18 protein-coding genes are annotated in these 23,290 nt (G+C 72.1%); 4 read left to right on the forward strand and 14 right to left on the reverse strand.

Annotated features, from left to right (window positions below):
• Window positions 1-13: 13 nt before the first annotated feature.
• Genes AAW13_RS26715 through AAW13_RS26725 form a run of 3 tightly spaced genes read right to left on the reverse strand, consistent with a single transcriptional unit; the run spans window position 14 to window position 3,097 of the window.
• The gene (locus AAW13_RS26715; RefSeq protein ID WP_046727888.1) at window positions 14-913 is read right to left on the reverse strand and encodes a carbohydrate ABC transporter permease; all 900 of its coding nucleotides are present in this window, start codon (window positions 911-913) and stop codon (window positions 14-16) included.
• Window positions 910-1,797, reverse strand: a complete 888-nt coding sequence (locus AAW13_RS26720) for a carbohydrate ABC transporter permease (protein ID WP_046727889.1) — start codon at window positions 1,795-1,797, stop codon at window positions 910-912. Before AAW13_RS26720 ends, AAW13_RS26715 begins: the two co-directional genes overlap by 4 nt.
• Before the next feature lie 7 nt (window positions 1,798-1,804).
• Complete coding sequence (locus tag AAW13_RS26725; protein WP_046727890.1) at window positions 1,805-3,097, reverse strand: ABC transporter substrate-binding protein; 1,293 nt, start codon at window positions 3,095-3,097, stop codon at window positions 1,805-1,807.
• 272 nt (window positions 3,098-3,369) lie between these two features.
• Here AAW13_RS26725 and AAW13_RS26730 point away from each other — a divergent pair, with 272 nt between their 5' ends.
• Window positions 3,370-4,410: a LacI family DNA-binding transcriptional regulator gene (locus AAW13_RS26730; RefSeq protein ID WP_046727891.1), complete on the forward strand. Its 1,041-nt coding sequence runs from the start codon at window positions 3,370-3,372 to the stop codon at window positions 4,408-4,410.
• A gap of 84 nt (window positions 4,411-4,494) precedes the next feature.
• Here AAW13_RS26730 and AAW13_RS26735 read toward each other — a convergent pair whose 3' ends face one another.
• The 3 genes from AAW13_RS26735 to AAW13_RS26745 are packed head-to-tail and all read right to left on the reverse strand — an operon-like array spanning window position 4,495 to window position 10,243.
• A complete protein-coding gene (locus AAW13_RS26735) occupies window positions 4,495-6,027 on the reverse strand; it encodes an alpha-L-fucosidase (protein WP_046727892.1) in 1,533 nt (510 codons plus the stop codon).
• A 15-nt stretch (window positions 6,028-6,042) separates the two neighbouring features.
• Window positions 6,043-7,887 carry a family 20 glycosylhydrolase gene (locus AAW13_RS26740; RefSeq protein WP_046727893.1) on the reverse strand — a complete coding sequence of 615 codons (1,845 nt, stop codon included), beginning with the start codon at window positions 7,885-7,887 and terminating at the stop codon, window positions 6,043-6,045.
• Window positions 7,880-10,243 carry an alpha-L-fucosidase gene (locus tag AAW13_RS26745; protein WP_046727909.1) on the reverse strand — a complete coding sequence of 788 codons (2,364 nt, stop codon included), beginning with the start codon at window positions 10,241-10,243 and terminating at the stop codon, window positions 7,880-7,882. The genes AAW13_RS26740 and AAW13_RS26745 overlap by 8 nt, the downstream gene beginning before the upstream one ends.
• A 232-nt stretch (window positions 10,244-10,475) precedes the next feature.
• On the opposite strand from AAW13_RS26745, the gene AAW13_RS26750 reads away from it, so the two are divergent.
• Window positions 10,476-11,819, forward strand: coding sequence for an amidase (locus AAW13_RS26750; RefSeq protein WP_046727894.1), 1,344 nt, complete (start codon window positions 10,476-10,478; stop codon window positions 11,817-11,819).
• A gap of 12 nt (window positions 11,820-11,831) precedes the next feature.
• On the opposite strand, the gene AAW13_RS26755 is transcribed toward AAW13_RS26750, so the two are convergent.
• Together AAW13_RS26755 and AAW13_RS45070 are read right to left on the reverse strand one after the other, a co-directional pair.
• Entirely contained in the window at window positions 11,832-12,314 is a 483-nt protein-coding gene (locus AAW13_RS26755) for a GNAT family N-acetyltransferase (RefSeq protein ID WP_046727895.1), read from the reverse strand.
• A gap of 58 nt (window positions 12,315-12,372) precedes the next feature.
• On the reverse strand, window positions 12,373-12,546 hold the full coding sequence (locus AAW13_RS45070; RefSeq protein ID WP_107483413.1) for a hypothetical protein: 174 nt from the start codon (window positions 12,544-12,546) through the stop codon (window positions 12,373-12,375).
• Window positions 12,547-13,029: 483 nt separating this feature from the next.
• Here AAW13_RS45070 and AAW13_RS26760 point away from each other — a divergent pair, with 483 nt between their 5' ends.
• Window positions 13,030-13,407 carry a hypothetical protein gene (locus tag AAW13_RS26760; RefSeq protein ID WP_046727896.1) on the forward strand — a complete coding sequence of 126 codons (378 nt, stop codon included), beginning with the start codon at window positions 13,030-13,032 and terminating at the stop codon, window positions 13,405-13,407.
• 25 nt (window positions 13,408-13,432) lie between these two features.
• Complete coding sequence (locus tag AAW13_RS26765) at window positions 13,433-14,203, forward strand: SDR family oxidoreductase (RefSeq protein ID WP_046727897.1); 771 nt, start codon at window positions 13,433-13,435, stop codon at window positions 14,201-14,203.
• Between the two features lie 30 nt (window positions 14,204-14,233).
• Here AAW13_RS26765 and AAW13_RS26770 read toward each other — a convergent pair whose 3' ends face one another.
• The 6 genes from AAW13_RS26770 to AAW13_RS26800 all read right to left on the reverse strand — a co-directional run bounded on the left by AAW13_RS26770 (window position 14,234) and on the right by AAW13_RS26800 (window position 23,159).
• Window positions 14,234-15,736 (reverse strand): SDR family NAD(P)-dependent oxidoreductase, encoded by a 1,503-nt coding sequence (locus AAW13_RS26770; protein ID WP_046727898.1) that lies wholly within the window; start codon window positions 15,734-15,736, stop codon window positions 14,234-14,236.
• Between the two features lie 157 nt (window positions 15,737-15,893).
• Entirely contained in the window at window positions 15,894-17,225 is a 1,332-nt protein-coding gene (locus AAW13_RS26775; protein WP_046727899.1) for a wax ester/triacylglycerol synthase family O-acyltransferase, read from the reverse strand.
• A 149-nt stretch (window positions 17,226-17,374) separates the two neighbouring features.
• Window positions 17,375-19,696: a GH92 family glycosyl hydrolase gene (locus AAW13_RS26785; protein WP_046727900.1), complete on the reverse strand. Its 2,322-nt coding sequence runs from the start codon at window positions 19,694-19,696 to the stop codon at window positions 17,375-17,377.
• Between the two features lie 149 nt (window positions 19,697-19,845).
• Window positions 19,846-21,066 carry a glucose-1-phosphate adenylyltransferase gene (glgC, locus tag AAW13_RS26790; RefSeq protein WP_046727901.1) on the reverse strand — a complete coding sequence of 407 codons (1,221 nt, stop codon included), beginning with the start codon at window positions 21,064-21,066 and terminating at the stop codon, window positions 19,846-19,848.
• A 135-nt stretch (window positions 21,067-21,201) separates the two neighbouring features.
• Window positions 21,202-22,353, reverse strand: a complete 1,152-nt coding sequence (glgA, locus tag AAW13_RS26795) for a glycogen synthase (protein ID WP_046727910.1) — start codon at window positions 22,351-22,353, stop codon at window positions 21,202-21,204.
• Window positions 22,354-22,391: 38 nt separating this feature from the next.
• Window positions 22,392-23,159 (reverse strand): (2Fe-2S)-binding protein, encoded by a 768-nt coding sequence (locus tag AAW13_RS26800; protein ID WP_046727902.1) that lies wholly within the window; start codon window positions 23,157-23,159, stop codon window positions 22,392-22,394.
• Window positions 23,160-23,290: the final 131 nt, after the last annotated feature.

Below are 23,290 nucleotides of genomic sequence, written 5' to 3' on the forward strand. Positions count from 1 at the left end.
CGGGAACGGGGGGTCAGCCCTTGACGGCGCCTTCGCCGACCCCGCGGAAGAAGTACCGCTGGAGGCAGGCGAACAGGGCGATGAGGGGGGCCACGGCGATCACGGTGCCGGCGGCGACGAGGCGTTCGTCGTTGGCGAAGGTGCCGTGCAGGTAGTTGAGTCCGATGGTGAGCGTGAACCTGGAGGGGTCGCTGAGGACGATCAGCGGCCACAGGAAGTCGTCCCAGGCGCCCATGAAGGCGAAGATCGCCACGACGGCGACGGTGCCCCTGACCGAGGGCAGGGCGATCCGCAGGAACCGCTGCCAGGCGTTGGCGCCGTCGACGTAGGCCGCCTCCTCGATCTCGTAGGGCAGGTTGAGGAAGGCGTTGCGCATCAGCAGCACGTTCATGGCGCCGATCGAGCCGGGCAGCACGACGCCGATCAGGGTGTTGTTGAGGCCGAGTTCACGCATGGTGGTGAACTGGGCGATGATGATGCCCTCCACCGGCACCAGCATCGCGAGGATGAACACGAGGGTGGCGACCCGGCGGCCCCGGTAGCGCAGCCGGGCCAGGGCGTACCCGGCGAGCGCGGAGCCGACGCAGTTGGTGACCACGCTCGCGCCCGCCACCTTCAGCGAGTTGAGGGCGTAGTCCCAGACCGGGATGGTGTCGGCGACCCGCTCGTAGTTGTGCAGGGTGGGGTGCTCGGGCAGGAAGCTCGGCGGCGAGCCGAAGATGTCCTCGGTGGGGCCCTTGAGCGAGGTGGACAGCTGCCACAGGAAAGGGCCCACGGTGAGTGCGAGCACCAGCAGCAACAGCGCGTACCGCCAGGCGAGTTCGCCGATCCGGACGCGGCGGCCGTGCTCGTCGGTGACGCGGGCCTCCCTGGCCGTGGGCGCCGTCCCGGTCCGTTCCTCGGTGACGGTCATGCCCGCTCCCCGCGGTCGGCGCGCAGCACGAGCAGCATCAGCGCGACGGTGACGACGAAGACGACGACGGAGAGCGCCGAGGCGTAGCCGACCCGGCCGGTCAGTCCGGTGCCGGTCTGCTGGACGAGCATCACGAGGGTGGTGTCCTCGCCGGCCGGGCCGCCGTCCGGCCCGGCCATCAGGTACACCTCGGAGAAGACCTTGAAGGCGGCGACCGAGGAGAGCGCGGCGACCAGGACCATCGTGGAGCGCACGGCGGGCACGGTGACGGTGAGGAAGCGGCGCACCGCTCCCGCGCCGTCCACGGCGGCGGCCTCGTGCAGCTCGCGCGGCACGTTGGCGAGCGCGGCCAGGTAGATGATCATGTAGTACCCGAGGCCCTTCCAGACGGTGACCGCCATCGCGCTCAGCAGGAGCAGCCACTGGTCGCTGAGGAACCCGATCCGGCCGATCCCGACGGTCTCCAGCAGGGAGTTGACCAGGCCGCGTTCGTCGAGGAGCCAGACCCAGATGAGCCCGACCACGACGATGGAGGCGACGACCGGGGTGTAGAAGGCGGACCGGAAGAAGGTGATGCCGGGGATGTTCTTCTGCACCAGCAGGGCGAGCAGCAGCGGCAGGACCACCAGGGCGGGCACCACCCCGACGATGTACAGGGTGCTGTTGCGCAGGCCGGTCCAGAACATGTCGTCGTGGATCAGCTCACGGAAGTTGGCGAGGCCGACGAAGCGGCCCGGGAGCAGGGTACGGCGGTCCGTGAAGGAGTTGACCACCGTGGAGACGAACGGGTAGAGCACGAAGGCACCGACGACCAGCAGCCCGGGGGCGGCGAACAGCCAGGGGCTGGTGGGCAGTTGGCGCCGCACGCGAGACACGCCGGCCATCGGTTCGTCAGCCCTCCTGCTGGAGCAGGCGGTCGCAGGCCTTGACAGCGTTGTCGAGGGCCGCCTTGGGGCTCTCCTTGCCCTGTAGCGCCTTGGCGACCTCGTTGCGCAGTGCCGTCTTCATCTGGTCGCTGAACAGCACGGGCGTGTAGTTGACCGCGTTCTTCAGCGACTTGGCGGCGGCGATCCGCACCCGGGTCTCGTCGGTGCCGTCCTCCTTCGTGAAGTACGGGTCGTCCAGGGAGCCGGCCGTGCTGGGGAAGATGGCGACCTTCTTGGCGAAGGACATCTGGTTCTGCGCGTCGGTCACGAAGTGCGCGAAGGCGACGGCGGCCGGGGTGTGCTTGGTCCTCGTGTTGACCATCACGCCCATCACGTACATGTTGACGTGCCCGGTGCTGGTGATCTGGTCGGTGATGCCGATGTTCTTGTACAGGTTCGGCGCCTGCTTCTTGAAGTTGTCGAGGTCCAGGGCGCTGCCGGGGTTCATGGCGACCGCGCCGGTGAGGAACTTCTTGCCGGTGGACTCCGGGGTCGCGGTCAGTGCCTGCGGGTCGAGGGCCTTGGCGTCGAACAACTCCTTGTACTTGGTGAGCAGTTCGACCCCCTTGGCGTCGTTGAAGGCGAACCCGGTGCCCTGCTTGTCCATCAGCTCGGCGCCGTAGCGGCCGAAGTCCTCGATGGTGGGGACGTTGGCGAGGGTGGCCACCTTGCCGCCGCTCTGCCCGGCCATCTTCAGGGCGTCGGTGAACAGGTCGTCGTACGTCGTCGGCGGCCGGTCGGGGTCGAGCCCGGCCTGCTTGAAGAGGGTCTTGTTGTAGAACAGCGGTCCGGTGTTCAGGTACCAGGGGAACGCGTAGGTCCCGCTCATCCCCGGTATCTCGTGGCTGGCCCAGGCCCCGTCCAGGTACTCCGGCTTGTACTTGGCCGCCGCCTTGTCGAGGTCGAGGGCGAGGCCCGCCTTGGCCAGCGGTGCGACCAGGTCCGGGGAGACGTTGACGACGTCGGGGAGCGTGCCGCCGGCCGCGTCGGCGCTGATCTTGTCGGCATAGCCCTCGGCCGGCTGGTCGATCCACTTCACGTGCGTGTCCGGGTACTTCTTCTCGAAGTCGGCGATCACGCCCTCGAAGTACGACTTGAAGTTCGCGCGCAGGTTCCAGGTCTGGAAGGTGATGTCGCCCTGGACCTTGCCCGAGGCGTCGGAGGAACCGCCTCCGTCCTCCCCTGAACCGCAGGCGCTCAGCGGCAGGGCGAGGAGGGCGGCGGTGGCGAGGACGAGGGCTCTGCGGGGGACGGGCATGGTCCGTTGCTCCTTTGCAGCGGGGGCGGCGGGGTCGGGCTGAGGTGCCGCGCCAGACCTTGCACGCCGTTTCCGTGCCACGTCAATGGATTCGGTCCAGCTAAATTCATTAGTGGCTCAAAACCCCTGCTCAGCACGGTACTTCCCGGCTATTGCGGCAGATCACTAATCCGCTTTAGGGTGTTCACACTCAAGCGCATTAGCAGATCACCGTCCGGACCGAATGAGGCACAGAGTTGGTGGAGAAACGCGTTCCCGCGCGGCGGCCGACGATGAAGGACATCGCCCGCCGTGCCGGGGTCTCCGAGAGCGCGGTCTCCTTCGCGCTCAACGGCCGCCCGGGGGTCTCCGAGACGACCAGGGCGCGGGTCCGCGGAGTCGCCGAACAGCTCGGCTGGCGGCCCAGCACGGCGGCCCGTGCGCTGTCCGGCGAGGGCGCGGCCACCGTCGGTCTCGTCCTCGCCCGCCCCGCGCACTCCCTCGGCGTGGACTCCTTCTTCCTGCAACTCGTCTCCGGCATCCAGGAGGTGCTCGCGGAACGCCATCTGGGCCTGCTCTTCCAGATGGCCGAGGACGTGGCCGACGAGTGCGCCGTCTACCGCCGGTGGTGGGCCGAGCACCGCGTCGACGGCCTCCTGATGGTGGACCCGCGCGCCGACGACCCCCGTCCCGACCTGCTCGACGAACTCGGGCTGCCCGCCGTCGTGATCGGCGGCGCCCCCGACGAACGCCACCCCGGCCTGTCCACGGTGTGGGCGGACGACGCGGCCGCGATGGCGTCGGTGGTGGACGAGCTGACGGGCCTCGGCCACCGGCGGATCGTCCACATCGCGGGGCTGCCCGGCCTCGCGCACACCCAGCGCCGGATCAGGACGCTGCGGGCCGAGGCCGACCGGCGCGGCCTCTCCGAGGTCCACTCGGTCACCACCGACTACTCCGACGCCGAGGGCGCGGCCGTCACCCGCCGCGTCCTGCGCGCCTCCCCGCCCCCGACCGCCCTGATCTACGACAACGACGTGATGGCGGTCGCCGGGGTCGCGGCGGCGGCCGAGCTCGGCCGCTCCGTGCCCGCGGACGTCTCCGTCGTCTCCTGGGAGGACTCGGCCCTGTGCCGGATGGTCAAGCCCTGGCTGTCCGCCCTCTCACGGGACAGCACGGAGTTCGGCCGCACGGCGGCCCGTGAGCTGACGTCCCTGCTGGACGGCGGCGCGGCCCGGGCGGTACGGGTTCCGGTACCCCGGCTGACGGTCCGGGGCAGCACGGGGGCGGCCGTGTCCCGGACCGGGGGCGGCGAGACCGCCGGTCCGGGCTAGTCACCACGCCCTCCCGGCCTCCGCCGGGCGCACGGCGGGTTCGTCAACGGACTCCCGGCGTCCGCCGGGCGCACGGCGGGTTCGTCAGCCGCGTGACCGGTACAGGCCGAACTCCGCGAGGCGTACCTGACCCCGCGCCCCGGTGACCCGCGCCCGCCACCTGCGGGCCCGGACCGGCTGCGGCAGGCGGAGGATGCGGCTCGCGCCCACCGTCCCGGCGGCCACGACCCGTGACCACGCCCCGTCCACGTGGGCCTCGATCACGAGCCCCTCCACCTGCTGCCCGTACCGGATGTCCTCGGCCAGCCGGACGCGGTCCACCTCCCGCTCACGGCCCAGGTCCACGGTCACGGCGCCCGGCGTGACGGAGCGCCGTGCGCCCCGTGCCAGGTCCCCGGGGAGTTCCCGGTCCACCCGCTCCCGGAACTCGCGCAGCCGGACCACGTCCGTGGTGTGCAGCAGGCCGTCCGTGTCCGGGGGGACGTTGAGCAGGAGGACGGCGTTGCGGCCGACCGAACCGAAGTAGATCTCCGTCAACTCCTCGACGGACTTCGGCTGTTGCTCGGGGTGGTAGAACCAGCCGTCCCGGATCGACACATCGCACTCGGCCGGCCACCACTGGAGGTAGTCGGTCTTCGGCAAGGCCGAGACGAGGGCCGTGCGGCTGCCCTCGTCGGCGGTGTCGTAGGACAGCGCCCAGTCCGTGCGCCCGTACTGGTTCTCCTTGACGGGGATGACACTCCACTCGTTCTCGCGGGCGAGGCCGCCCTCGTTGCCGACCCAGCGCACGTCGGGGCCCGTGACGGCGATCGACGCGTCCGGGGCCAGCGAACGGACCAGCGTGTACCAGCTGTCCCAGTCGTAGTTCTCCACCTTGTCGGGCGGGATGTGTCCCTGGGCGCCGTCGAACCAGACCTCGTCGACGGGGCCGTACTCGGTGAGCACCTCGTAGAGGGTGTTGAGCATGTGGGCGCCGTAGTCGGTGGCGTCCAGGGTGAAGGAACGGGACGGGGTGCGGTCGTCGCCGTCCACCGGTGTCGGGATCGTGCGGGGCGACCGGGTGCTGCCGTTGGCGTAGACGCCGTGCAGGTACTGGTTCTCGTCGGCGGGCGAGAGGTAGACGCCGACCTTGAGACCGTACCGGCGCATGGAGTCCGCGAAGGAGCGCAGGACGTCACCGCGGCCGTTCCGCCAACTGCTCCCGGCGACCGTGTGGCCGGTGTACCGGGACGGGTAGAGGACGAAGCCGTCGTGGTGCTTGACGGTGAGGACGGCGAGGCGGAAACCGCCGTCGCGCAGGGCGCGGGCCCACTGGTCGGTGTCGAGGCCGGCGGGCTGGAAAACGTCCGGGTCCTCGTCACCGGTGCCCCATTCCAGGCCGGTGAAGGTGTTCACGCCGAAGTGCAGGAAGGCCGTGCGCTCCAGGGCCTGCCAGGCGATCTGCCGTGCGGTGGGCCGGACTTGGGACGCCTTGCGGACGAGGTCGGCCTCGGTGTCGTCGGGGCCGACCGGGATGCGGGAGAGATCGGGATCCGCGGCGGCGGGGAGGACCGGGAGGCCGGCCGTGACCGCCACGGCGGCCGCCGAGGTGACGAAGACACGCCTTGAGAGATCCATGGGCTGCTCCTCGGGTCAGGAGAGGTGCCAGAGGGCGGGGGTGCGCTGGTCGGGCGGGTACTGGACCGGCCGGCCGTCGTCGGTCACGGACAGCGCCATGCGGGTGATCGCGTTGATCAGGTGGTAACCGCCGGCCGCCGGCTCCAACTCCCAGCGCTGCAAGGTGTTCGCGCTGTCGCAGGGCTCCCAGGTCGCCTCGACGCCGGGCTGGAGCGGGACGTTGAGCGTGCGCCTGCCGCCGCGTACCTCCAGGCAGCCGCCGGCACCACGCAGGGTCGCGTAGCCGTCCGCCGTGCGGAGCACGGACGCGGTGTACGACGCTCCTTCGGCACGGAAGGTGTAGGTCCCGTCGGCCACCGGCACCCTCGTCAGGTCCCGCCACCCCGGCGCGTGCCCGACGGCCGTACCGCGTGCCGCGAACGCGGCGTAGCCGGCGTCGGGGTGCGGGTCGCCCCAGGTCGCCTGGGCGATCTGGTCGAGCGCGGGCCGGAGTTCGGCGGCGACCTCGTTCTCGGTCTCGCCGCTGCCGTTGTCCGGCCATAGGCTGATCTTCGCGCCCGTGACGCCGGCGGCGGAGGCCAGCTTCTCGCCCTCGAAGGAGCGGGGGTCCCAACTCTGGTCGTACAGCGCCTCGGTGTCGCTGTGGAAGCCGCCGCGGACCAGGTACAGGGAGTAGGACGCGTTCATCACGTCGTACCCCTGGGCGATGAGCCTGCTCGGTTTCACCGCCACGTCCAGCCAGTGTTCGACGGTCGTCCCGGCGGCCACCGGGACGGTGTTGGCGCCGGTGAGGCCGTCGTTCCAGATGCGCAGGTGCCTGCCCTTGCCCTCCGCGTAGGCCTGGACCCGGTTGATGAAGTCCACGTAGGCGTCCTGCGGGGTGGCGTCCGGGCCGTACTTCCCCCGCGCGTACTCCAGCATCTGCGGGTACTTCGCGTAGTCCGAGCCGAGCATGTACTCGTCGGCGCCCATGTGCCAGGACTTCGCCGTGAAGACCTGGGCGTACTCGTCCATGAGGCTCGTGTAGTAGTCGAAGGCGGCCTGCCGGGTGACGTCGAGCCTGGCGGGCTGCTTGGCGCCGTCGGAGTCGGTCAGTTGCAGGTCGGGGCGGTTCTCGAGCCACGGGTCCATGTGACCCGGGGAGTTGATCTCGGGGATGATCTCGACGTGGTAGCGGTCGCCGAGGGCGACCAGCCGTCGTATCTCGTCCTTGGTGTAGTAGCCCCAGGAGTTCGCCTCGGGATGGGCGTCGCTCTTCACCTTCAGCTCCAGCAGCAGCTGGTTGAGCTTGTGGTACGCCATCTCGCGGACCAGGTTCTCCAGCCAGGGCAGGGAGACGTGGATGTAGCAGGCGCAGACGCCGACGCCCCGCTCGCGGTAGCGCGGTACGTCGGTGGTGTGTCCGGCGGGGATCCGGTCGCCCTGGGCGAGGAGCTGGAGGAGGGTGCGGGTGCCGTGGAAGGCGCCGGTCTCGGTCGCGCCGGTGACGGCGAGCTGCCGGCCGGAGCGCAGTTCGTAGCCCTCGGTGCCGAGCGTGGTCCTGGCCGAGGGGCGGACGTCGATGACGATGTCACCGGCTCGGGCGGTGCCCGTGACGACGGGGACGGCTCCGTGGCCGGCCGCCCGGAGGTCGTCGGCGAGGGTGGCGGCGACCCGGCGTTCGGCGGCGCCCGCGGCGACGAGCCGTGTCGCGTGCCCGAACGTGTAAGTGCCCTGCTCCGCGGTCCAGTCGGACAGGGCGGGCACGGTGAGCGGGGTCGGCCGCGGCTCCTGCGCGACCGCGGGGACCGGCGTCGTCAGCAGGGCGAGCGCCGCCGCGAGCCCGCACAGCCGCAGCAGGCCTCTCCCGGGCTCACCCATGCCACTCCACCTTGAACACCCAGGCGTGCCGTCCGGCCCGCCGGGCCGATTCGGGTACGTCGATCACCAGCGCCCCGCCTGACACCGTCCAGGTCAGCGGCCGGTCGTGGCCGAGCATGGTCACCTTGTCGCCGCCGCGGACGGGCACCGGCGCCTCGACGGTGAGCCTGGACCCCGGCCGGGTCAGGGAGTGGATGTAGAAGGCCTCGTCGGGACGGACCGTGAACCGCAGGTCCTCGCCGAGCTGGGGCATCCGCGACCAGTACGTGGTGCCGTGGATGGCCTCGCCGTTGACCGCGAGCCAGGCACCGGTCTCGCGCAGCCGGGTCTGCATGATCTCCGGGATGGTGCCGTCCGCGCGCGGGCCGATGTCGAGCAGGAAGTTGCCGTTCTTGGAGACGATGTCGACCAGGCTGTGCACGACCTCCTCGGTGGTCATGTAGGCGTCGTCCGGGGTCGCCCGGTTGTAGCCGTAGCTGCGCGGGTCCAGGCCGCGGCTGGCCTCCCACTTGGCGACCACGGTGTCGGCGTACGTCGTGTACTCGGGTGTGGTGAAGTCGTGGAAGCCGATGCCCGAGCGGTCGTTGACGGTCACGTCGACGGGGTGCGCGCGGTTCTTGGCGTGGTTGAAGTACTCGGCGAGGACGTCGACGCTGTCGTTCGCGCCGCCGATGTCGCACCAGATGATCTCCGGGTCGTAGCCGTGGACCAGTTCGAGCAGCTGCGGAGCCTGGAACTCCGTCACGTAGTCCTTGCCCGCGGTGTACCCGGTGTACGGCAGCGGTTCCAGGGTGTACGGGTTGCGCGGCGCGTGGCCCGTCCAGGGGCTGTCGGGGTTGAACCACTCGGGCATGGAGAAGTAGAGGCCGCGGTGGAGTTCGGGGGTGTAGCGCCGGGACGCCTCGAACAGCTCCTTGAGCAGGTCCCGTCCCGGGCCCATCCTGACCGAGTTGCGGTCGGAGAGCGCGGTGTCCCACAGGGCGAAGCCCTCGTGGTGCTTGGACGTCAGTACGTGGTACTCGGCGCCGGCGTCCCGGAACAGCTCCACCCAGGCCCGCGGGTCGAACTTCTCGGCGGTGAAGCGCGGGATGAAGTCGTCGTAGGCGAAGTCCTCGCCGTAGGTGTTCCGGTGGTAGGCGTACGTGGGGTTGTTCGGGTCCTGCATCTGGTCCCAGTACCACTCGGCGTACTGCACCCCGACCGGCGCCCAGGCGGGTACCGAGTAGACGCCCCAGTGGATGAAGATGCCGAACTTGGCCTCGTTGAACCAGTAGGGCGCCTGGTGGCCGCCCAACGAGGCCTCCGTGGGCCGGTAGTCGGCGGTGCCGAGGGTCAGCGTGCGGCTGGCGGAGACGACCTGCGCGCCGCGTCCGCGCACGCTCACCGTGCCGTCCTGCCGGGCGCCGGGGGCGGTGCCCGGACGGTTGCGGATGCCGACGCGGACGCGGGCCTGTTCGCCGGGGTCGAGGCGGCGGACGCGGGCGGGCTCGACGGTGCGGGCGCCGGGGACGTCGACGTGCACGGACACCGCGTCGCGGGCCAGGATCGGGACGGTACCCGCGTTGACGACGGTGGCCTCGACGCTCTGGGCGCCGGTGGCGGCCAGCAGGGAGCTGGTGGAGCGGGCGCCGCGCAGGGCCAGCGCCCGGCCCTGGGCGACGGGCTGAAGGGAGAGCGCGAAGACGTGCAGGGCGGTCCGGCCGGCCTCGGCAGGTCCGGTGACCGGCAGGGTGAGGGCGACGGCCTCCCGTTCCGGGTCGACCGGTACCTCCGAGGTGCCGATCCCGACGCTGTGCTCGTCCTTGCCGCCGTCCGGCCGGTACCGGTACGGCGCGGACAGCGGTCCGCCGGCCGCGTACCAGTCGCCGCCGCTCAGGCCGGCGGTCCCGGTCGTGCCGTCGGCGTAGTGCACGGTGGCCGTGCCGGAGGCGTTGCCGTAACTGCCCGCGGTGAGGAAGACGGCCGACAGGTAGCGGCCCCTGGGCAGGTCGACGCGCTGCCCCCGCGCGACAACGTTGTTCCGGGCGCCCGCCGTGGCGGCCGGGAAGTCGAAGGGGACACCGTCCACCTCGACGCGGCCGGCCGGGAGCTCCTCGCCGGGGAACGTGTAGCCGGAGCCGTCGAAGTCGCCGCCCCGGGCGGTGGTGGTGTCGATGCCGTCGTTGTCGTACAGGGAGTCGAGCGGTACGGGGACCGGATCGGGGACGGGGGTCCACGGTGACGCGGCCCGGCCGTCGGCCGGGTCACCGGCCGGCTCGGCCGCCCGTGCCTCGGCCGTCGCGGTGAGCGGCAGGGCGGCCGCCGCGGCGGCTCCCGCCCCGATCGCCAGCACGTGCCGTCTTGGACAGGGAGACATGCTCATGCGCGGCTCCATTCATCGGATGTCTGATGATCGAGCGGGCTCGGATGCCTGTCAATGGGGCGTGCACGCACGGGAGTTGAATCAGTGGTCGGATGACCTGCGCGGACCTTGCGGGTGCTGGCGACCGGCTCACGGGACGAGCACTCTCGACGCGGAGCCCGCGGCGCGGCAGAGTGCCCTTTCATACCGACGAGTAAGCCCCTTCTCCGCACCCCTGGGAGTGCCCGTGACCAACTGGGTCGGCCGGACCGCCGCCGAGATCGCCGCCGCCGTACGGGAGAAGGAGGTCACCCCCAGGCAGGTGGTGGCCGAGCACCTGGAGCGGATCGCCCGGCTGGACGGACGGATCGGCGCGTTCCGCAAGGTCCGGGCCGAGGCCGCGCTCGCCGAGGCGGACGAGGTCGGGGCGCGGGCCGGTCTCGGCGGACTTCCCCTCGCGGGGGTGCCGTTGGCCGTGAAGGACAACCTGGCGGTGCGCGGTGAGGCACACCGGGACGGTTCGGCGGCGACACCGGACACGCCCGCCGACGCCGACCACGTCACCGTGGCCCGGCTGCGGGCCGCGGGTGCCGTGGTGGTGGGACTGACGAACGTGCCCGAGCTGTGCGTCTTCGGCACCACCGAGGGGGCCCACGGCATCACCCGCAACCCGTGGGACACCAGCCGCAGCGCCGGCGGCTCCTCGGGCGGCAGCGCGGCCGCGGTCGCCGCCGGCCTGGTGCCGATCGCCGTGGGCAACGACGGCATGGGCTCGCTGCGCATCCCGGCGGCCAACTGCGGTCTGGTCACCGTCAAGCCGGGGTTCGGGGTGGTCCCGGCCGGGATCGGCAACGGCGACTGGTTCGGCATGTCGGAGAACGGGCCGCTGGCGACCACGGTCGAGGACGCCCGGCTGATGCTCTCGGTGCTGGCGGAGCGGGAGTTCACGGGCGCCGGGGAGCGCCCGCCGCGGAAGATAGCCGTGTCGCGGCGCAGCCCTCTGGTCGGTGTGACCGTGAGCAGGCCGTATACGAACGCGGTGGCCGAAGCGGCCGGGGTCCTGGCGGGCGCCGGGCATCAGGTGCGGCGCGCCGAGCCGCCCTACCCGGCGTCGATCGGGGTCACCGCGCTGCGGCACTGGACCGCGGGTACGGCCGTGGACGCGGCGGACCTGGACCCCGCCCTGCTGGCGCGGCGGACCCGGGTGCACGCGGCCGTGGGCCGCCGCTTCCTGCGCGGGGTGCGGGTGAGCGACGCCCGGGACCGGCTGCGCGCCCGTCTCACCCCGTTCTTCGCCGAGTACGACGTGCTGCTCACCCCGGCTCTGGCCCGCCGCTCCCCCGCCGCGGCGCCCTGGCACGAGCGGGGCTGGTTCCGCAACGTGCTGGCCGGTTCCAACTACTCCCCGCTGACCCCGGCCTGGAACCTCACCGGCTGGCCCGCGATGTCGGTCCCGTTCGGCACCCTGCCCTCGGGCGCCCCCTGCGCCGTACAGCTGGTGGGGCGGCCGGGCTCGGAGGCGGTGCTGCTGGACGTGGCCAGGCAGCTGGAGACACTGCGGCCGTGGCGGCGGACGGCGCCGCTCGACTGACGACCGGCCGGTTCAGAGGGCGCGGTACATGATGTGCAGGCCGACCGGTCCGTGGACGGGGTGGTCGTGAGCCTCAGGGACCGTGCCGAGGATCGTGAAGCCGAGCGAGGTCCACAGGGCGACGGCGGGGTTGGTCTCGACGACGGCGTTGAAGACCATGGACCGGTAGCCGTGCGCCCGGGCCTCGGCGAGGACGTGCTCGGCGAGGGCGCGGCCGATGCCCCGGCCGCCCTGGTCGGGGTCGACCATGAAGCCCGCGTTGGCCACCCGGGCCGCGGGGCCCCCGTAGTTGGGGGTGAGGTAGGCGGAGCCGACGACGGCTCCGGTGGGGTCCTCGGCGACGTAGACCCGCTTCGCCGGGCTCATCCACAGGGCGCGGGCCGCTGCCTCCGAGGTGTCGGGGTCCCATCCGTAGGTCTCGGCGGCGGCGACGATCCGGTGCCAGAAGGGCCAGATCTGCGGCCAGTCGGCCGCGGTGGCTTCTCTGATCAGCATGGGCGTGAGTCTCGCACGCCCATGCGCGTCGGCGATCGCGACGGGGCTGACCGGCCGGTCAGTCCACGCTGGGCAGGATGTGCGGCTCGGCGAGGTCCTCCTCGTAACCCGCGAGGCGGATCGGGGCGGACCGGGCCCACACGTCGAGGCTGCCGAGCTGCCCTGACAGGCTGCCCGCGCCCTCGGTGCGTTCCTTGGGGCGCTGTTCGCGATTCGTCTTTTCCGGTGTCACCGCGCACTCCTTATGTGTCGGTCACCCTCGGGGCGTACCGGACAGTCTGCGGTCCGGTGCTCGACGCCCGCTCGGGTCTGGGTGGAAGGCCAGTTCGGACGCGGTGGCGCCGGTAACTTGCAGGAGAGCAGGCCGTTGTCCACCGGCTCGCCCCGGGACGGACCGTGGGTGTGGGTGGGACCCCGTACTGCTGTCCGTCCCCTACAGATTAACCAAATGAGCAGGGCACCGCTCGATAGGGAGTGCAAACAAGGTGTAACTATCGCGAGTCGCTCTGTGCTTCGGCGGCCTGGAAAAAGCCCGTTCGTACCATCATGCCCTGTTTGCGAACCACTCGCTCGGCCTACTTGCTCGAACGCATATACGATTCACAGGCCACTGGTCCCCGCACGGGCTGTGCAGTTCAGGTTGCGTTGGCCGGGTCGAAAACTCGACATGATCCGATGGCGCAGGACAACGGCTGTCTCGCGGAAGGACTGACGCATGGAGCTGCGCAGCGTCGAGGAGCTGATGGATCTGCTGTACGCCTGCCGGCACCAGCGCGCCCTGCGCACCGCGGCACTGCTGCGCCGCGGCCGGCCCGCCGACAAGGAGCTCCAGGTGGCGGGCCTGGTGCACGGCGTCGAGGAACTGCTGGGCTCCGCCGAGGGCGCCGCGCGGGCGGTGCGCCACCTGCTCGGTGAGCGCGTCCACCGCCTGGTCCGCGGGGACGGCACCGCCCCCGACGAGGACGTGCTGCGGCTGCGCCAGGCCCAGGAGGAGAGCCGCACCGCCGGCTTCGACGCGGGCGTCCTGGAGGACTGGCGGACCGTCCTGGAACTGGTCGCCGCCCGCAACTCCCGACTGGGGGCTGTCGACTGACGGTGCGTCATGAGACGGTACGGCGATGACGTCATCGTACGGGCCGGCGTACGGGCTCCGGGGCAGGGCGGCCGTCGTCACCGGCGGCACGCGCGGGATCGGGCGCGCGGTCGCCGAGGCGTTCGCGGCGGCCGGTGCGCTGGTGTGCGTGAGCGCCCGGGACCCGGACGAGGTCCGGCGTACGGCCGCGGAGCTGGGCGGTGTCGGCCTGGCCGGCAGTGTGGCCGGGCCGGAGCACGCCCGGGAGCTGACCCGGCTGGCGCTCGCCGAGTTCGGGCGGCTGGACGTGCTGGTCAACAACGCGGCCACGAACCGTCCCTACGGACCGCTCATGGACGCCGACCTCGGCATGTGGCGGGAGGCGTTCACGGTCAACGTCGAGGCCCCGCTACGGCTGACCCAGTGCGCCTGGCGGGGCTGGATGCGGGAGCACGGCGGCGCGGTGGTCAACATCTGCACGGAGGGCGCGGCCCATGTGGGGCCCGGCGTGGGGGCGTACGGCACCAGCAAGGCGGCGCTCCTGCACCTCACCCAGCAGCTGGCGGGGGAACTGGCACCCCGGGTGCGGGTGAACTCGGTGTCGCCGGGGCTGGTGCGCACGGAGATGGCGCGGTTCATGTGGGAGCCGCGGGAGCCGGAGATCGCGGCGGGCCTGCCGATGGGGCGGATCGGGGAGCCGGCGGACGTGGCGCGGGCGGTGCTGTGGCTGGCGTCCGACGCCGCGGAGTGGGTGACCGGGGCCGACGTGGTGGTGGACGGCGGCACCCGGGTACGGGCGGCGCGTACGGCCGGCTAGCGGCGGTACGCGCCGACACTCACGCGGGGCTCACCACTTGCCCGGCGCGTAGTCCTTCAGGAAGACCCCGTACACGTCCTCGCCCTGCTCGCCGAGCACGATCGGGTCGTAGACCCTGGCCGCGCCGTCGACCAGGTCGAGCGGGGCGTGGAAGCCCTCCTCGGCCAGCCGCAGCTTGTCGAAGTGGGGGCGTTCGTCGGTGATCCAGCCGGTGTCGACGGAGGTCATGAGGATGCCGTCGGTCTGGAACATCTCCGTCGCGCTGGTCCGGGTGACCATGTTCATGGCCGCCTTGGCCGCGTTGGTGTTGGGGTGTCCGGCGCCCTTGTAACCGCGGCCGAAGACACCTTCCATCGCGGAGACGTTGACGACGTACGACCGGCCGCGCGCCGCCTTCCTCGCGGCGTCGGCCATGGCCGGGCGCAGCGCGCTGATCAGGATGAACGGCGACGTGTAGTTGCAGAGCTGGGTCTCCAGGAGCTCCACCGGGGAGATCTGGTCGATGGTCTGCACCCAGGTGTTGGTGTCCACGACGTCCGGGACGAGGCCGCCCGCGTCGATCGCGGTGCCGTCGAGGTGCCGGGCGACGCTGGCGTTGCCCGCGACGAGCGCGAGGTCGGCGACCTGCTGCGCGTCCAGGCCGCTGCTGCCCAGCGGCAGCGCCGCGAGGCCGTCGACGGCACCCGAGTTGAAGGCGCCGATGACGTGGTGGGCGGGGAGTTCGCCGGCGGGCAGCGGGGCGCTCTCGCCCTCGACCAGGGCCGCGTACGCGGACGGCAGCCGGCGTACCGTCTGGGTCGCGTTGTTGATCAGGATGTCCAGCGGGCCCGCCGCGGTGACCTGCTCCGCGAGGGCCACCGCCTGGGCGGGGTCGCGCAGGTCGATGCCGACGACCTCCAGGCGGTGCAGCCAGTCCGCGGAGTCCTCCATCGCCTTGAAGCGGCGGATGGCGTCCTTCGGGAAGCGGGTGGTGATCGTGGTGTGCGCGCCGTCGCGCAGCAGCCGCAGCGCGATGTACATGCCGATCTTGGCGCGGCCGCCGGTGAGCAGGGCGCGCTTGCCGGTCAGGTCGGCGCGGGCGTCGCGCTTGGCGCGGTTCAGCCGGGCGCAGTCCGGACAGAGCTGGTGGTAGAAGTAGTCGACCTCGACGTAGCGGCTCTTGCAGGTGTAGCAGGAGCGGGGGCGCTGGAGTATCCCGGCGATCCGGCCCTCGTCGGTCCGTGAGGAGGGCAGCAGGCCCTCGGTCTCGTCGTCGATGCGCTGGGCGGAGCCGGTCGCGGTGGCCTCGGTGACCGCCTTGTCGTGGGCGGTCTTGGCGGCCCGGCGTTCCTGGCGGCGACGCTGCTTGACCGTGCGGTAGACGCCGGCCGTGGCCCGGCGCACCGCGATGGCGTCCGGGTGGTCGACCTCCAGCTCGTCCAGCTCCGCCAGCACGCCGAGGCAGACGGCGAGCCGCTCGGGGTCGATGCCGGGGCCGTAGACCACGGCCTCCACCGTGTCCTCGGCCGCCGGGCCGTCCTGTGTCACCGTCATCGCGCCGCCGCTTCCCTGATCCACCAGCGGCGCTCCGACTCGCGCCCGCTTTCGAACGGAGGATTTTACGGAGCGCCGGGCCGAAGGACCAAACCCGCCCGAATGGCGGAGCGGGGACGGCGGCGGACAGGGGGCCGGGACCGCCCCCGGTCCGCGGTCAGCGGTCGCACACCTCCGTCAGCGAGTCCACCTCGTCGGTCACCGCGCGGGCCAGCACGTCGAGGTCCGGGACGGCCGCCGCGTCGGCCACCAGGCCGTAGTGGACCTGGTTCCGGTAGGTGGAGACGGCGACGGCCAGGGACTGGCCGGGCGCCAGCGGGGCCAGCGGGTAGACGGCGGTGAGCGGGTGGCCGCCCAGCCGCAGGCCGAGGCCGGGCAGCGGGACGCTGGTGACCAGGATGTCGAACCAGAGCCGGGCGGCCTGGCCGACGAGCGGTCCGCCGAGCCGGTGCCCGAGCGCCGGCACGTGGTCGGCCAGCAGGGCGACGGCACCGGCGCCCCGGTTGGGTCCCGCGTCCTTGTTGCGGTCCATCGCCGTGCGCACCCGCGCGAGGCGGGCGAGCGGGTCGGGGTCGTCGACCGGAAGCCGTATCAGGTACCCGGAGAGCCGGTTGCCCTGTGGGGTGGCGGAGCGCGGACGGCGCCTGGAGACGGGGATCAGGGCACGCGGCGCGACGCCCGCGGTGCCTTCGCCGCGCTCGTCCAGCCAGCGGCGCAGCGCCCCGGCGACGACGGCGATCAGGACGTCGTTGACGGTGCCGCCGACGGCCTTGCGGACGCGGTGCACGTCGTCGATGTCGAGGTCGACGCCGGCGACGCTGCGGGTGCCGGTGGGCTCGGACCGCAGCGCGGAGGAGGAGCTGACGCCGAGCGCGGACAGGGCGACGGAGGCGCCGATGTCCAGGGCCCGGCCCACGTCCGAGAGCGCGCCGCGCACCAGCTCGGGCATCCTGCGCACGTCGGGCAGCGCGAGCATCGGACGGGGGGCCTCGATCGGACGGGGCGATCGCTCGGGCAGGTCGAGCGGGTCCAGGACCCCGGCGGCCAGCTTCAGGGCGCGCAGGCCGTCCGCGAGGGCGTGGTGGAACTTGAAGAGCACCGCGAAGGAGACGCCGTCCTCGCCGGGCAGCACATGCGCCTCCCACGGCGGCCGGCCGCGTTCCAGCGGGCGTTCCATCAGCCGGCCCGCGGCGGCCTGGAAGTCGCCGGTGGGGGCGTGCAGCCGGACGTGGTCGAGCGGGTCGAAGTCCGGGGCGGTCTCGCGGGCCGCGCCGCCGAAGGCCAGCGGCTGCCAGACGTCCCTGATGCGCATGCGCAGACCGGGCACGGCGGCGGCGCGGGCCGCGAGCAGATCGGCGGCGTGGGCGCCGGCCGTCGGCGAGTGCGCGGAGAACACGCCGAGCGCGCCCAGGTGCATCGGGTGCCGGTCGGACTCGATGTTCCAGAACGCCAGATCGAGAGGGGCGAGCAGATCAGCAGTCGCAGTCATCTAAGGGGGTGCCTCGCGTCGACGGAGGGTGGATCAGCAGTCAAACGCCGGGACCTGATTACGGTCAAGTACGATCACGCTACGCTCAGTTAACAGCAGATTAAGTCCCGCCTCCTCCGAAAGAGGCGGGACTCAAGGGGCACCTGAGGTCACTTCAGCGCCGGTGGCGCCGCCTCGGGTGACGTACCCCACTCTGACGGGCGCGGGCCGACCGTAAACGCGAGCGACCGCAGGGAGCGCAGCGAACCGTTCGTCAGATAGGTCCGGCCGTACTCCGATCCGTCGAGCCGGGCGGTCTGAACGTACCGGTCGGCGGCCGAGGTGCCGGGCGCGGTGACGGTGAAGCCGCCGCTCGGCCACCAGCGGCGGTCGAGGTGGACGTCGACCCGGTCGAAGACCGGCGTGGAGAGGCCCCAGGTGCCGTAGCCCGGCTGGACGGGGAAGAGCCCGATGGACGACAGCACGCTCCAGGCGGACATGGTGCCGAGGTCGTCGTTGCCGGTCATCCCGGTCGGGCCGTCGGTGAACAGGGTCAGCGCCGCGTGCACCACGTCGGTGGTCTTCCAGGGCCGGCCGGTGGAGAGGTAGGCGTACGGGGCGATGAGGTCGGGCTCGTTCATCGGGTTGTAGACGGCCGCGTTGTAGTACGTGTACGCGTTGCCGTGCACCCACACCTCGCGGGCGGTCCTCGCCGGATCGGCGAGCAGCCTGTCGTAGGCGAAGAAGGAGTCGAGCCGCCGGTCGGTGGCGTCCTCGCCGCCGATCAGGGAGATCACGCCGGGCAGGTCCTGCGGGACCAGCCACTGGTACTGCCAGGCGGTGCCCTCGTGGAAGCCGATGCCGCGGGCCGGGTCGGGGTCGCCGGTGAAGACGCCCTGGGCGTCGCGGGCCCGGAAGAAGCCGGTGGAGGGGTCGAACACGTTGCGGTAGTTCTGCGCCCGGGTGGCGTAGCGGGCCGCGTCCGCGCCGTGGCCGAGGTCCCGGGCCATCTGGCCGAGCATCGCGTCGGAGAGGGCGTACTCCAGGGTGACGGAGGCACCGTGGTCGTAGTCGGAGTCGCCGACCTTGGTGTGCGGACGGCCCTTGAGGTAGGGCGCGAAGCCGTTGGCCAGGTACTCGGCGTTGGCCTCGCGGCCGATCCCGGGGTTGGCGGCGGGCGGCACCCCGTCGGCGTTCCTCTTCAGCGCCCGGTAGGCCCGCTCCTCGTACCCCTTGAGCAGGCCCGTCTGGTAGGCCGTGGTCAGGAAGGGGGTGACCGGGTCGCCGGTCATGATGTTCGTCTCGACCGTGCCGTAGCCCCAGCGCGGCAGCCAGCCGCCCTCCTCGTCGACCTTGAGCACCGAGAGGGCCATGTCCCGGGCCTCGCGCGGGGCGAGCAGGGCGAGCAGCTGGGCCTGGGTGCGGTAGGTGTCCCAGAGCGACCAGTTCTGGTAGTAGGTGAAGCCCCGGGCGCGGTGGATCCGCCGGTCCCAGCCGGTGTACCGGCCGTCGGCGTCCTCGCCGACGTTGGGCGCGAGGAAGCTGCGGTACAGCGACGAGTAGAAGGTGCGGCGGAGGGTGCGGTCGCCGCCCTGGACGCGGACGTCGGCCAGCCGCCGTTCCCAGGCGTCCCGGGCCTGCTGTCGTACCGTGTCGAACGAACGGCCGCCCTCGGCACGCAGATTGGCCTCGGCGCCGGCCGCGTCGACGTACGACAGCGCGGTGGTCGCCTCGACGGTACGGTCCCCTGTGGTGTCGAAGCGGACGTAGGCGCCGTCCGTTCCGGTGCGGGAGCCGGGGGTGACCGTGGCTCCGTGCCAGGTGCCGTAGGCGCTGAAGGGGCGGCTGAAGCGGGTCACCGTGTAGACGGTGTATGGGGCGGTGTCCCGGCAGAAGCCGTGGCCGGTGATCCGGGTGCGGACGGTGTGGTCGTCGAGGATCTCGACCTCGCTGCTCACCGGTCTGTGCAGCGCCTGTGCCGCGTTGAGCAGGACGTTCGCCTTGCCGGTGGCCGGGAAGGTGTAGCGCTGGACGCCGGTGCGGGTGGTCGCGGTCAGTTCGGCCCGGACGCCGGAGTCGAGTCCGACGCGGTAGTAGCCGGGGCTCGCCTGCTCGTCGGCGTGGCTGAACCCGGCGGCGTACCTGGCGTAGTCCGTCTGTGTGACGTCCCCGGTGGTGGGCAGCACGGGCAGGTCGCCCCCGATGGCACAGCCCACGCCCGAGAGGTGGACCAGCGAGAAGCCGCGGATCCGGTGCTGGGAGTAGTCGTAGCCGGTGCTGTGCCCGGTGTCCGGGGAGAGCTGCACCATGCCGAAGGGCACGGCCGCGCCGGGGAAGGTGTTGCCCTCGTCCTGGCTGCCGATGAAGGGGTTCACCAGGTCGGCGAGGTGGCCGTCGGCCGGATCGACGGCCCCTGCGGCGGGGGCGCTGAACAGCGCGGACGCTGTCAGCACCCCGGCGAGGCACAGCCGTGTGCGCCGGGTCCCTCTCATGTCGATGACCTCCGAAGTTCGACATCGCTGTCTGCATCGTGAGGGGGAAAGGCGGTAAAGCCCGGCAAATAGGGGTTTTCACTTCCGGCGCGTCGCATACGAGTTGGGCCCGGCGCGCGAACGGCGCCGGGCCCGTGACGGGTCCGGGGCTACGGGACCAGCTGCCCCTTCCCGAGGGCGATGACCCCGTTCTTGGAGACGGTGTACAGCTCGGTGTCCCGGTCGGGGTTGACGCCTATCGTGGCGCCCGGCGGGACCTCGACGTTCTTGTCGAGGACCGCGCCGCGCACCACCGCGCCCCGGCCCACCACCACGTTGTCGTGCAGTATCGACCCCTGGACCACCGCTCCAGGGTCCACGCGCACGCCCGGTGACAGCACGGACCGGGTGACCTGGCCGCGGATCAGGCAGCCCGCGCTGATGATGGACTCGCTCGCCATCCCGCCGGCGTTGAAACGGGCCGGGGAGAGCTGGTTGGAGTGGGTGTAGATGGGCCAGTTGCGGTTGAAGAGGTTGAAGGCCGGCCGCTCGGCGATCAGGTCCATATGGGCGTCGTAGTACGCGTCGAGCGTGCCGACGTCCCGCCAGTAGCCGCGGTCGCGGCTGGTCTCGCCGGGGACGTGGTTGGTGCCGAAGTCGTAGAGCTGGGCCTCGCCGCGGGCGGTGAGCTGCGGCAGGATCGAGCCGCCCATGTCGTGCACCGAGTGGTCGTCCTCGGCGTCCCGGTGCAGTGACTCGATCAGCGCCTTGGTGGTGAAGACGTAGTTGCCCATGGAGGCGAACACGGTGTCCGGGGCGCCCGGCAGTCCGGGCGGGTCGGCGGGCTTCTCCAGGAAGGTCTCTATCGTCTGGCCGTCCGAGCCGGGCGTGATCACCCCGAACGACGAGGACTCGGCGCGCGGGACGCGGATGCCGGCGACCGTGACCCCGGCGCCGCCCTCGATGTGCTGCTGGAGCATCTGCCGGGGGTCCATGCGGTAGACGTGGTCGGCGCCGAACACCGCGACGTACTCGGGCTGTTCGTCGTTGACGAGGTTCAGCGACTGGAGGAGGGCGTCGGCGCTGCCCAGGTACCAGCGCGGGCCCAGCCGCTGCTGTGCCGGGACCGGCGTGACGTAGTTGCCGAGCAGGCTGGACATCCGCCAGGTGGTGGTGATGTGCCGGTCCAGCGAGTGCGACTTGTACTGGGTCAGCACGCAGATGCGCAGCACGTCCGCGTTGACCAGGTTGGACAGGACGAAGTCGACCAGGCGGTACGTCCCGCCGAAGGTGACAGCTGGTTTGGCCCGGTCCGCGGTCAGCGGCATCAGGCGTTTGCCCTCCCCGCCGGCCAGCACGATGCCGAGTACCGAAGGTCCACCACGACGCATGGCCGCTCCCCTCACCCTGGTGCTCCATGCCTGCCCTGGGAGCACATCCGCTAAGCCTGCACCGGGATCACGTCGAACAGGCGGCCTGTTCGTTACGGCTGTTCGAGGATCTCCTGGCCCCGACGCCCCTGGCCGTCACGTCTGTTTCAGGATCTCCTCGTAGAGCCGGACCGTACGCCGGGCCACCGCGTCCCAGCCGAACTCGCCCACCGCGCGCTCCCGTCCGGCCTCACCCATCCGCCGGGCCGTCGCCGGATCGCCGACCACCGTGTCCAGCGCCCGCGCCAGGCCCGTCTCGAAGTCGTCGTCGAGGTCGACCAGCAGGCCGGTCGTGCCGTCCTCGACGACCTCGGGGATGCCGCCGACCCGGGACGCCACGACGGGCGTGCCGCACGCCATGGCCTCCAGGTTGACGATGCCGAGCGGCTCGTACACCGAGGGGCAGACGAACACCGCCGCGTGGGTGAGCAGTTGGATGACGTCGGCGCGCGGCAGCATCTGCGGGATCCAGTGCACGCCCTCGCGGACCCGGCTCAGCTCCTCGAAGAGGTCCCGGAACTCCCGGTCGATCTCGGGGGTGTCGGGCGCTCCGGCACAGAGCACGACCTGTGCAGCGGGGTCGATGTCGCGGGCGGCGCGCAGCAGATGGGGCACGCCCTTCTGCCGGGTGATCCGGCCGACGAACAGCACGTAGGGGCGGCCGGGGTCGATGCCGTGGCGGGCGAGGACGTCGGTCGAGCCGTCCGGCCGGTACAGGGCGGTGTCGATGCCGTTGTGCACGACATGGACCCGGGCCGGGTCCAAGGCCGGGTAGCAGGTGAGGATGTCCTCCCGCATCGCCCCGGAGACGGCGATCACCGCGTCGGCGGCCTCCACGGCGCTCCGCTCGGCCCAGCTGGACAGGGCGTATCCGCCGCCGAGCTGCTCGGCCTTCCAGGGGCGCAGCGGCTCCAGCGAGTGCGCGGTCACCACGTGCGGGACGCCGTACAGCATCTTGGCCACGTGCCCGGCGAGGTTGGCGTACCAGGTGTGGGAGTGGACGAGTTCGCGGCCGTCCAGTCCCGCGGCCATGGCGAGGTCCACGGAGAAGGTGCGCAGCGCGTCGTTGGCGGTGTCCAGGGCGGGCCAGGGGCGGTGCCGGACGACGCCGTCCCCGCGGCCCTCGCCCCAGCAGTGCACCTCCAGGTCGACCAGGGGCCGCAACTCCCGGGCGAGGAACTCCACATGAACACCAGCACCGCCGTACACGTCCGGGGGGTACTCCCGGGTCAGCAGTCCGACTCGCACCCGCAACCCCTCGCTCTCCACGGCCGGTTGGTCCATGGTCACCCAGAAGCGGCGCGCGGGGAAGAGCGCGGTGGTTGTGTAAAACAACAGTCACCGCAGATCCCGCCGCCGGGTACCCGGTAGTAGAGACAGCAGCTGCGGCGGCGGAAGGCCGGCCCGGCGCGGGTGCCGGTGGCGCTCAGCCGGGGGTGCGCGAACAGGGCGGCGGTGAGGGCGCGGGTCCGGCGGGCGGCGCCCGGCTCGCCGTGGGCGCGTGCCCAGCGGTCCAGTTCGCGGGCGGCTCCGGCCAGCGCCGAGCCCGCGTTGCCCCACAGCAGGCCGGCGGCGACGCCGTAGCGGGCGCGCAGGGCCGCCGCCAGGGGTTCGAGGTGGCCGTGCACGACGGCTTCCGCGAGCGCGGCCGGGCCGGTGGCGCCGGGCAGCGGGCGCACCCGGGTGAGCCAGAGGTCGTCGGGGGCGGCGGCGTGGGTGTCCCAGCGGAGCAGCCGGGGGTCCAGGTCGGGGAGGCGGCCGTACCGGGCGGCGCAGCCGAGGGCGACGGACCAGAGCCGGGCGGCCAGCGCCTGCTGGGCGACGGAGGCGGCGACCCGGGGCTCGGGGACCCGTAGACGCTTCCCGACCGTCTCGACCCGGCAAGCGATGACATCGCGATGAACATCCGATGTGGTTGTCTCGTACGCCTTCGCCAGGGTCGGCAGCGCGCCGGCCCGCGCCGCCCCCGCGGCTTCGGCCGCCGGCCGGGCCGTCCGCAGGACGAAGAAGCCGCCGAGCGGCCGGAGCGCGGCGAGATCGGGGTCCAGGTCCACGAACAGCAGTAGTACCAGGCCTCTTGGCGCCCCGGCTGCCCGGCCCTCCACCCCGCGTCACCCACCCTGGGGATGATCGGGACCCGTTCCTACTCCATCGGCAGTACGACGCATTGGGTGCTCAGGTACGA

This window comes from Streptomyces humi (assembly GCF_001005085.2).
GTDB lineage: Bacteria > Actinomycetota > Actinomycetes > Streptomycetales > Streptomycetaceae > Streptomyces > Streptomyces humi.

Excerpts from the sequence above, each read along its gene's own strand:
- AAW13_RS26715 (WP_046727888.1), bottom strand. The coding sequence starts at position 913 with ATGACCGTCACCGAGGAACGGACCGGGACGGCGCCCACGGCCAGGGAG.
- AAW13_RS26720 (WP_046727889.1), bottom strand. The coding sequence starts at position 1,797 with ATGGCCGGCGTGTCTCGCGTGCGGCGCCAACTGCCCACCAGCCCCTGG.
- AAW13_RS26725 (WP_046727890.1), bottom strand. The coding sequence starts at position 3,097 with ATGCCCGTCCCCCGCAGAGCCCTCGTCCTCGCCACCGCCGCCCTCCTC.
- AAW13_RS26730 (WP_046727891.1), top strand. The coding sequence starts at position 3,370 with ATGAAGGACATCGCCCGCCGTGCCGGGGTCTCCGAGAGCGCGGTCTCC.
- AAW13_RS26735 (WP_046727892.1), bottom strand. The coding sequence starts at position 6,027 with ATGGATCTCTCAAGGCGTGTCTTCGTCACCTCGGCGGCCGCCGTGGCG.
- AAW13_RS26740 (WP_046727893.1), bottom strand. The coding sequence starts at position 7,887 with ATGGGTGAGCCCGGGAGAGGCCTGCTGCGGCTGTGCGGGCTCGCGGCG.
- AAW13_RS26745 (WP_046727909.1), bottom strand. The coding sequence starts at position 10,243 with ATGTCTCCCTGTCCAAGACGGCACGTGCTGGCGATCGGGGCGGGAGCC.
- AAW13_RS26755 (WP_046727895.1), bottom strand. The coding sequence starts at position 12,314 with ATGCTGATCAGAGAAGCCACCGCGGCCGACTGGCCGCAGATCTGGCCC.
- AAW13_RS26760 (WP_046727896.1), top strand. The coding sequence starts at position 13,030 with ATGGAGCTGCGCAGCGTCGAGGAGCTGATGGATCTGCTGTACGCCTGC.
- AAW13_RS26765 (WP_046727897.1), top strand. The coding sequence starts at position 13,433 with ATGACGTCATCGTACGGGCCGGCGTACGGGCTCCGGGGCAGGGCGGCC.
- AAW13_RS26770 (WP_046727898.1), bottom strand. The coding sequence starts at position 15,736 with ATGACGGTGACACAGGACGGCCCGGCGGCCGAGGACACGGTGGAGGCC.
- AAW13_RS26775 (WP_046727899.1), bottom strand. The coding sequence starts at position 17,225 with ATGACTGCGACTGCTGATCTGCTCGCCCCTCTCGATCTGGCGTTCTGG.
- AAW13_RS26785 (WP_046727900.1), bottom strand. The coding sequence starts at position 19,696 with ATGAGAGGGACCCGGCGCACACGGCTGTGCCTCGCCGGGGTGCTGACA.
- glgC (WP_046727901.1), bottom strand. The coding sequence starts at position 21,066 with ATGCGTCGTGGTGGACCTTCGGTACTCGGCATCGTGCTGGCCGGCGGG.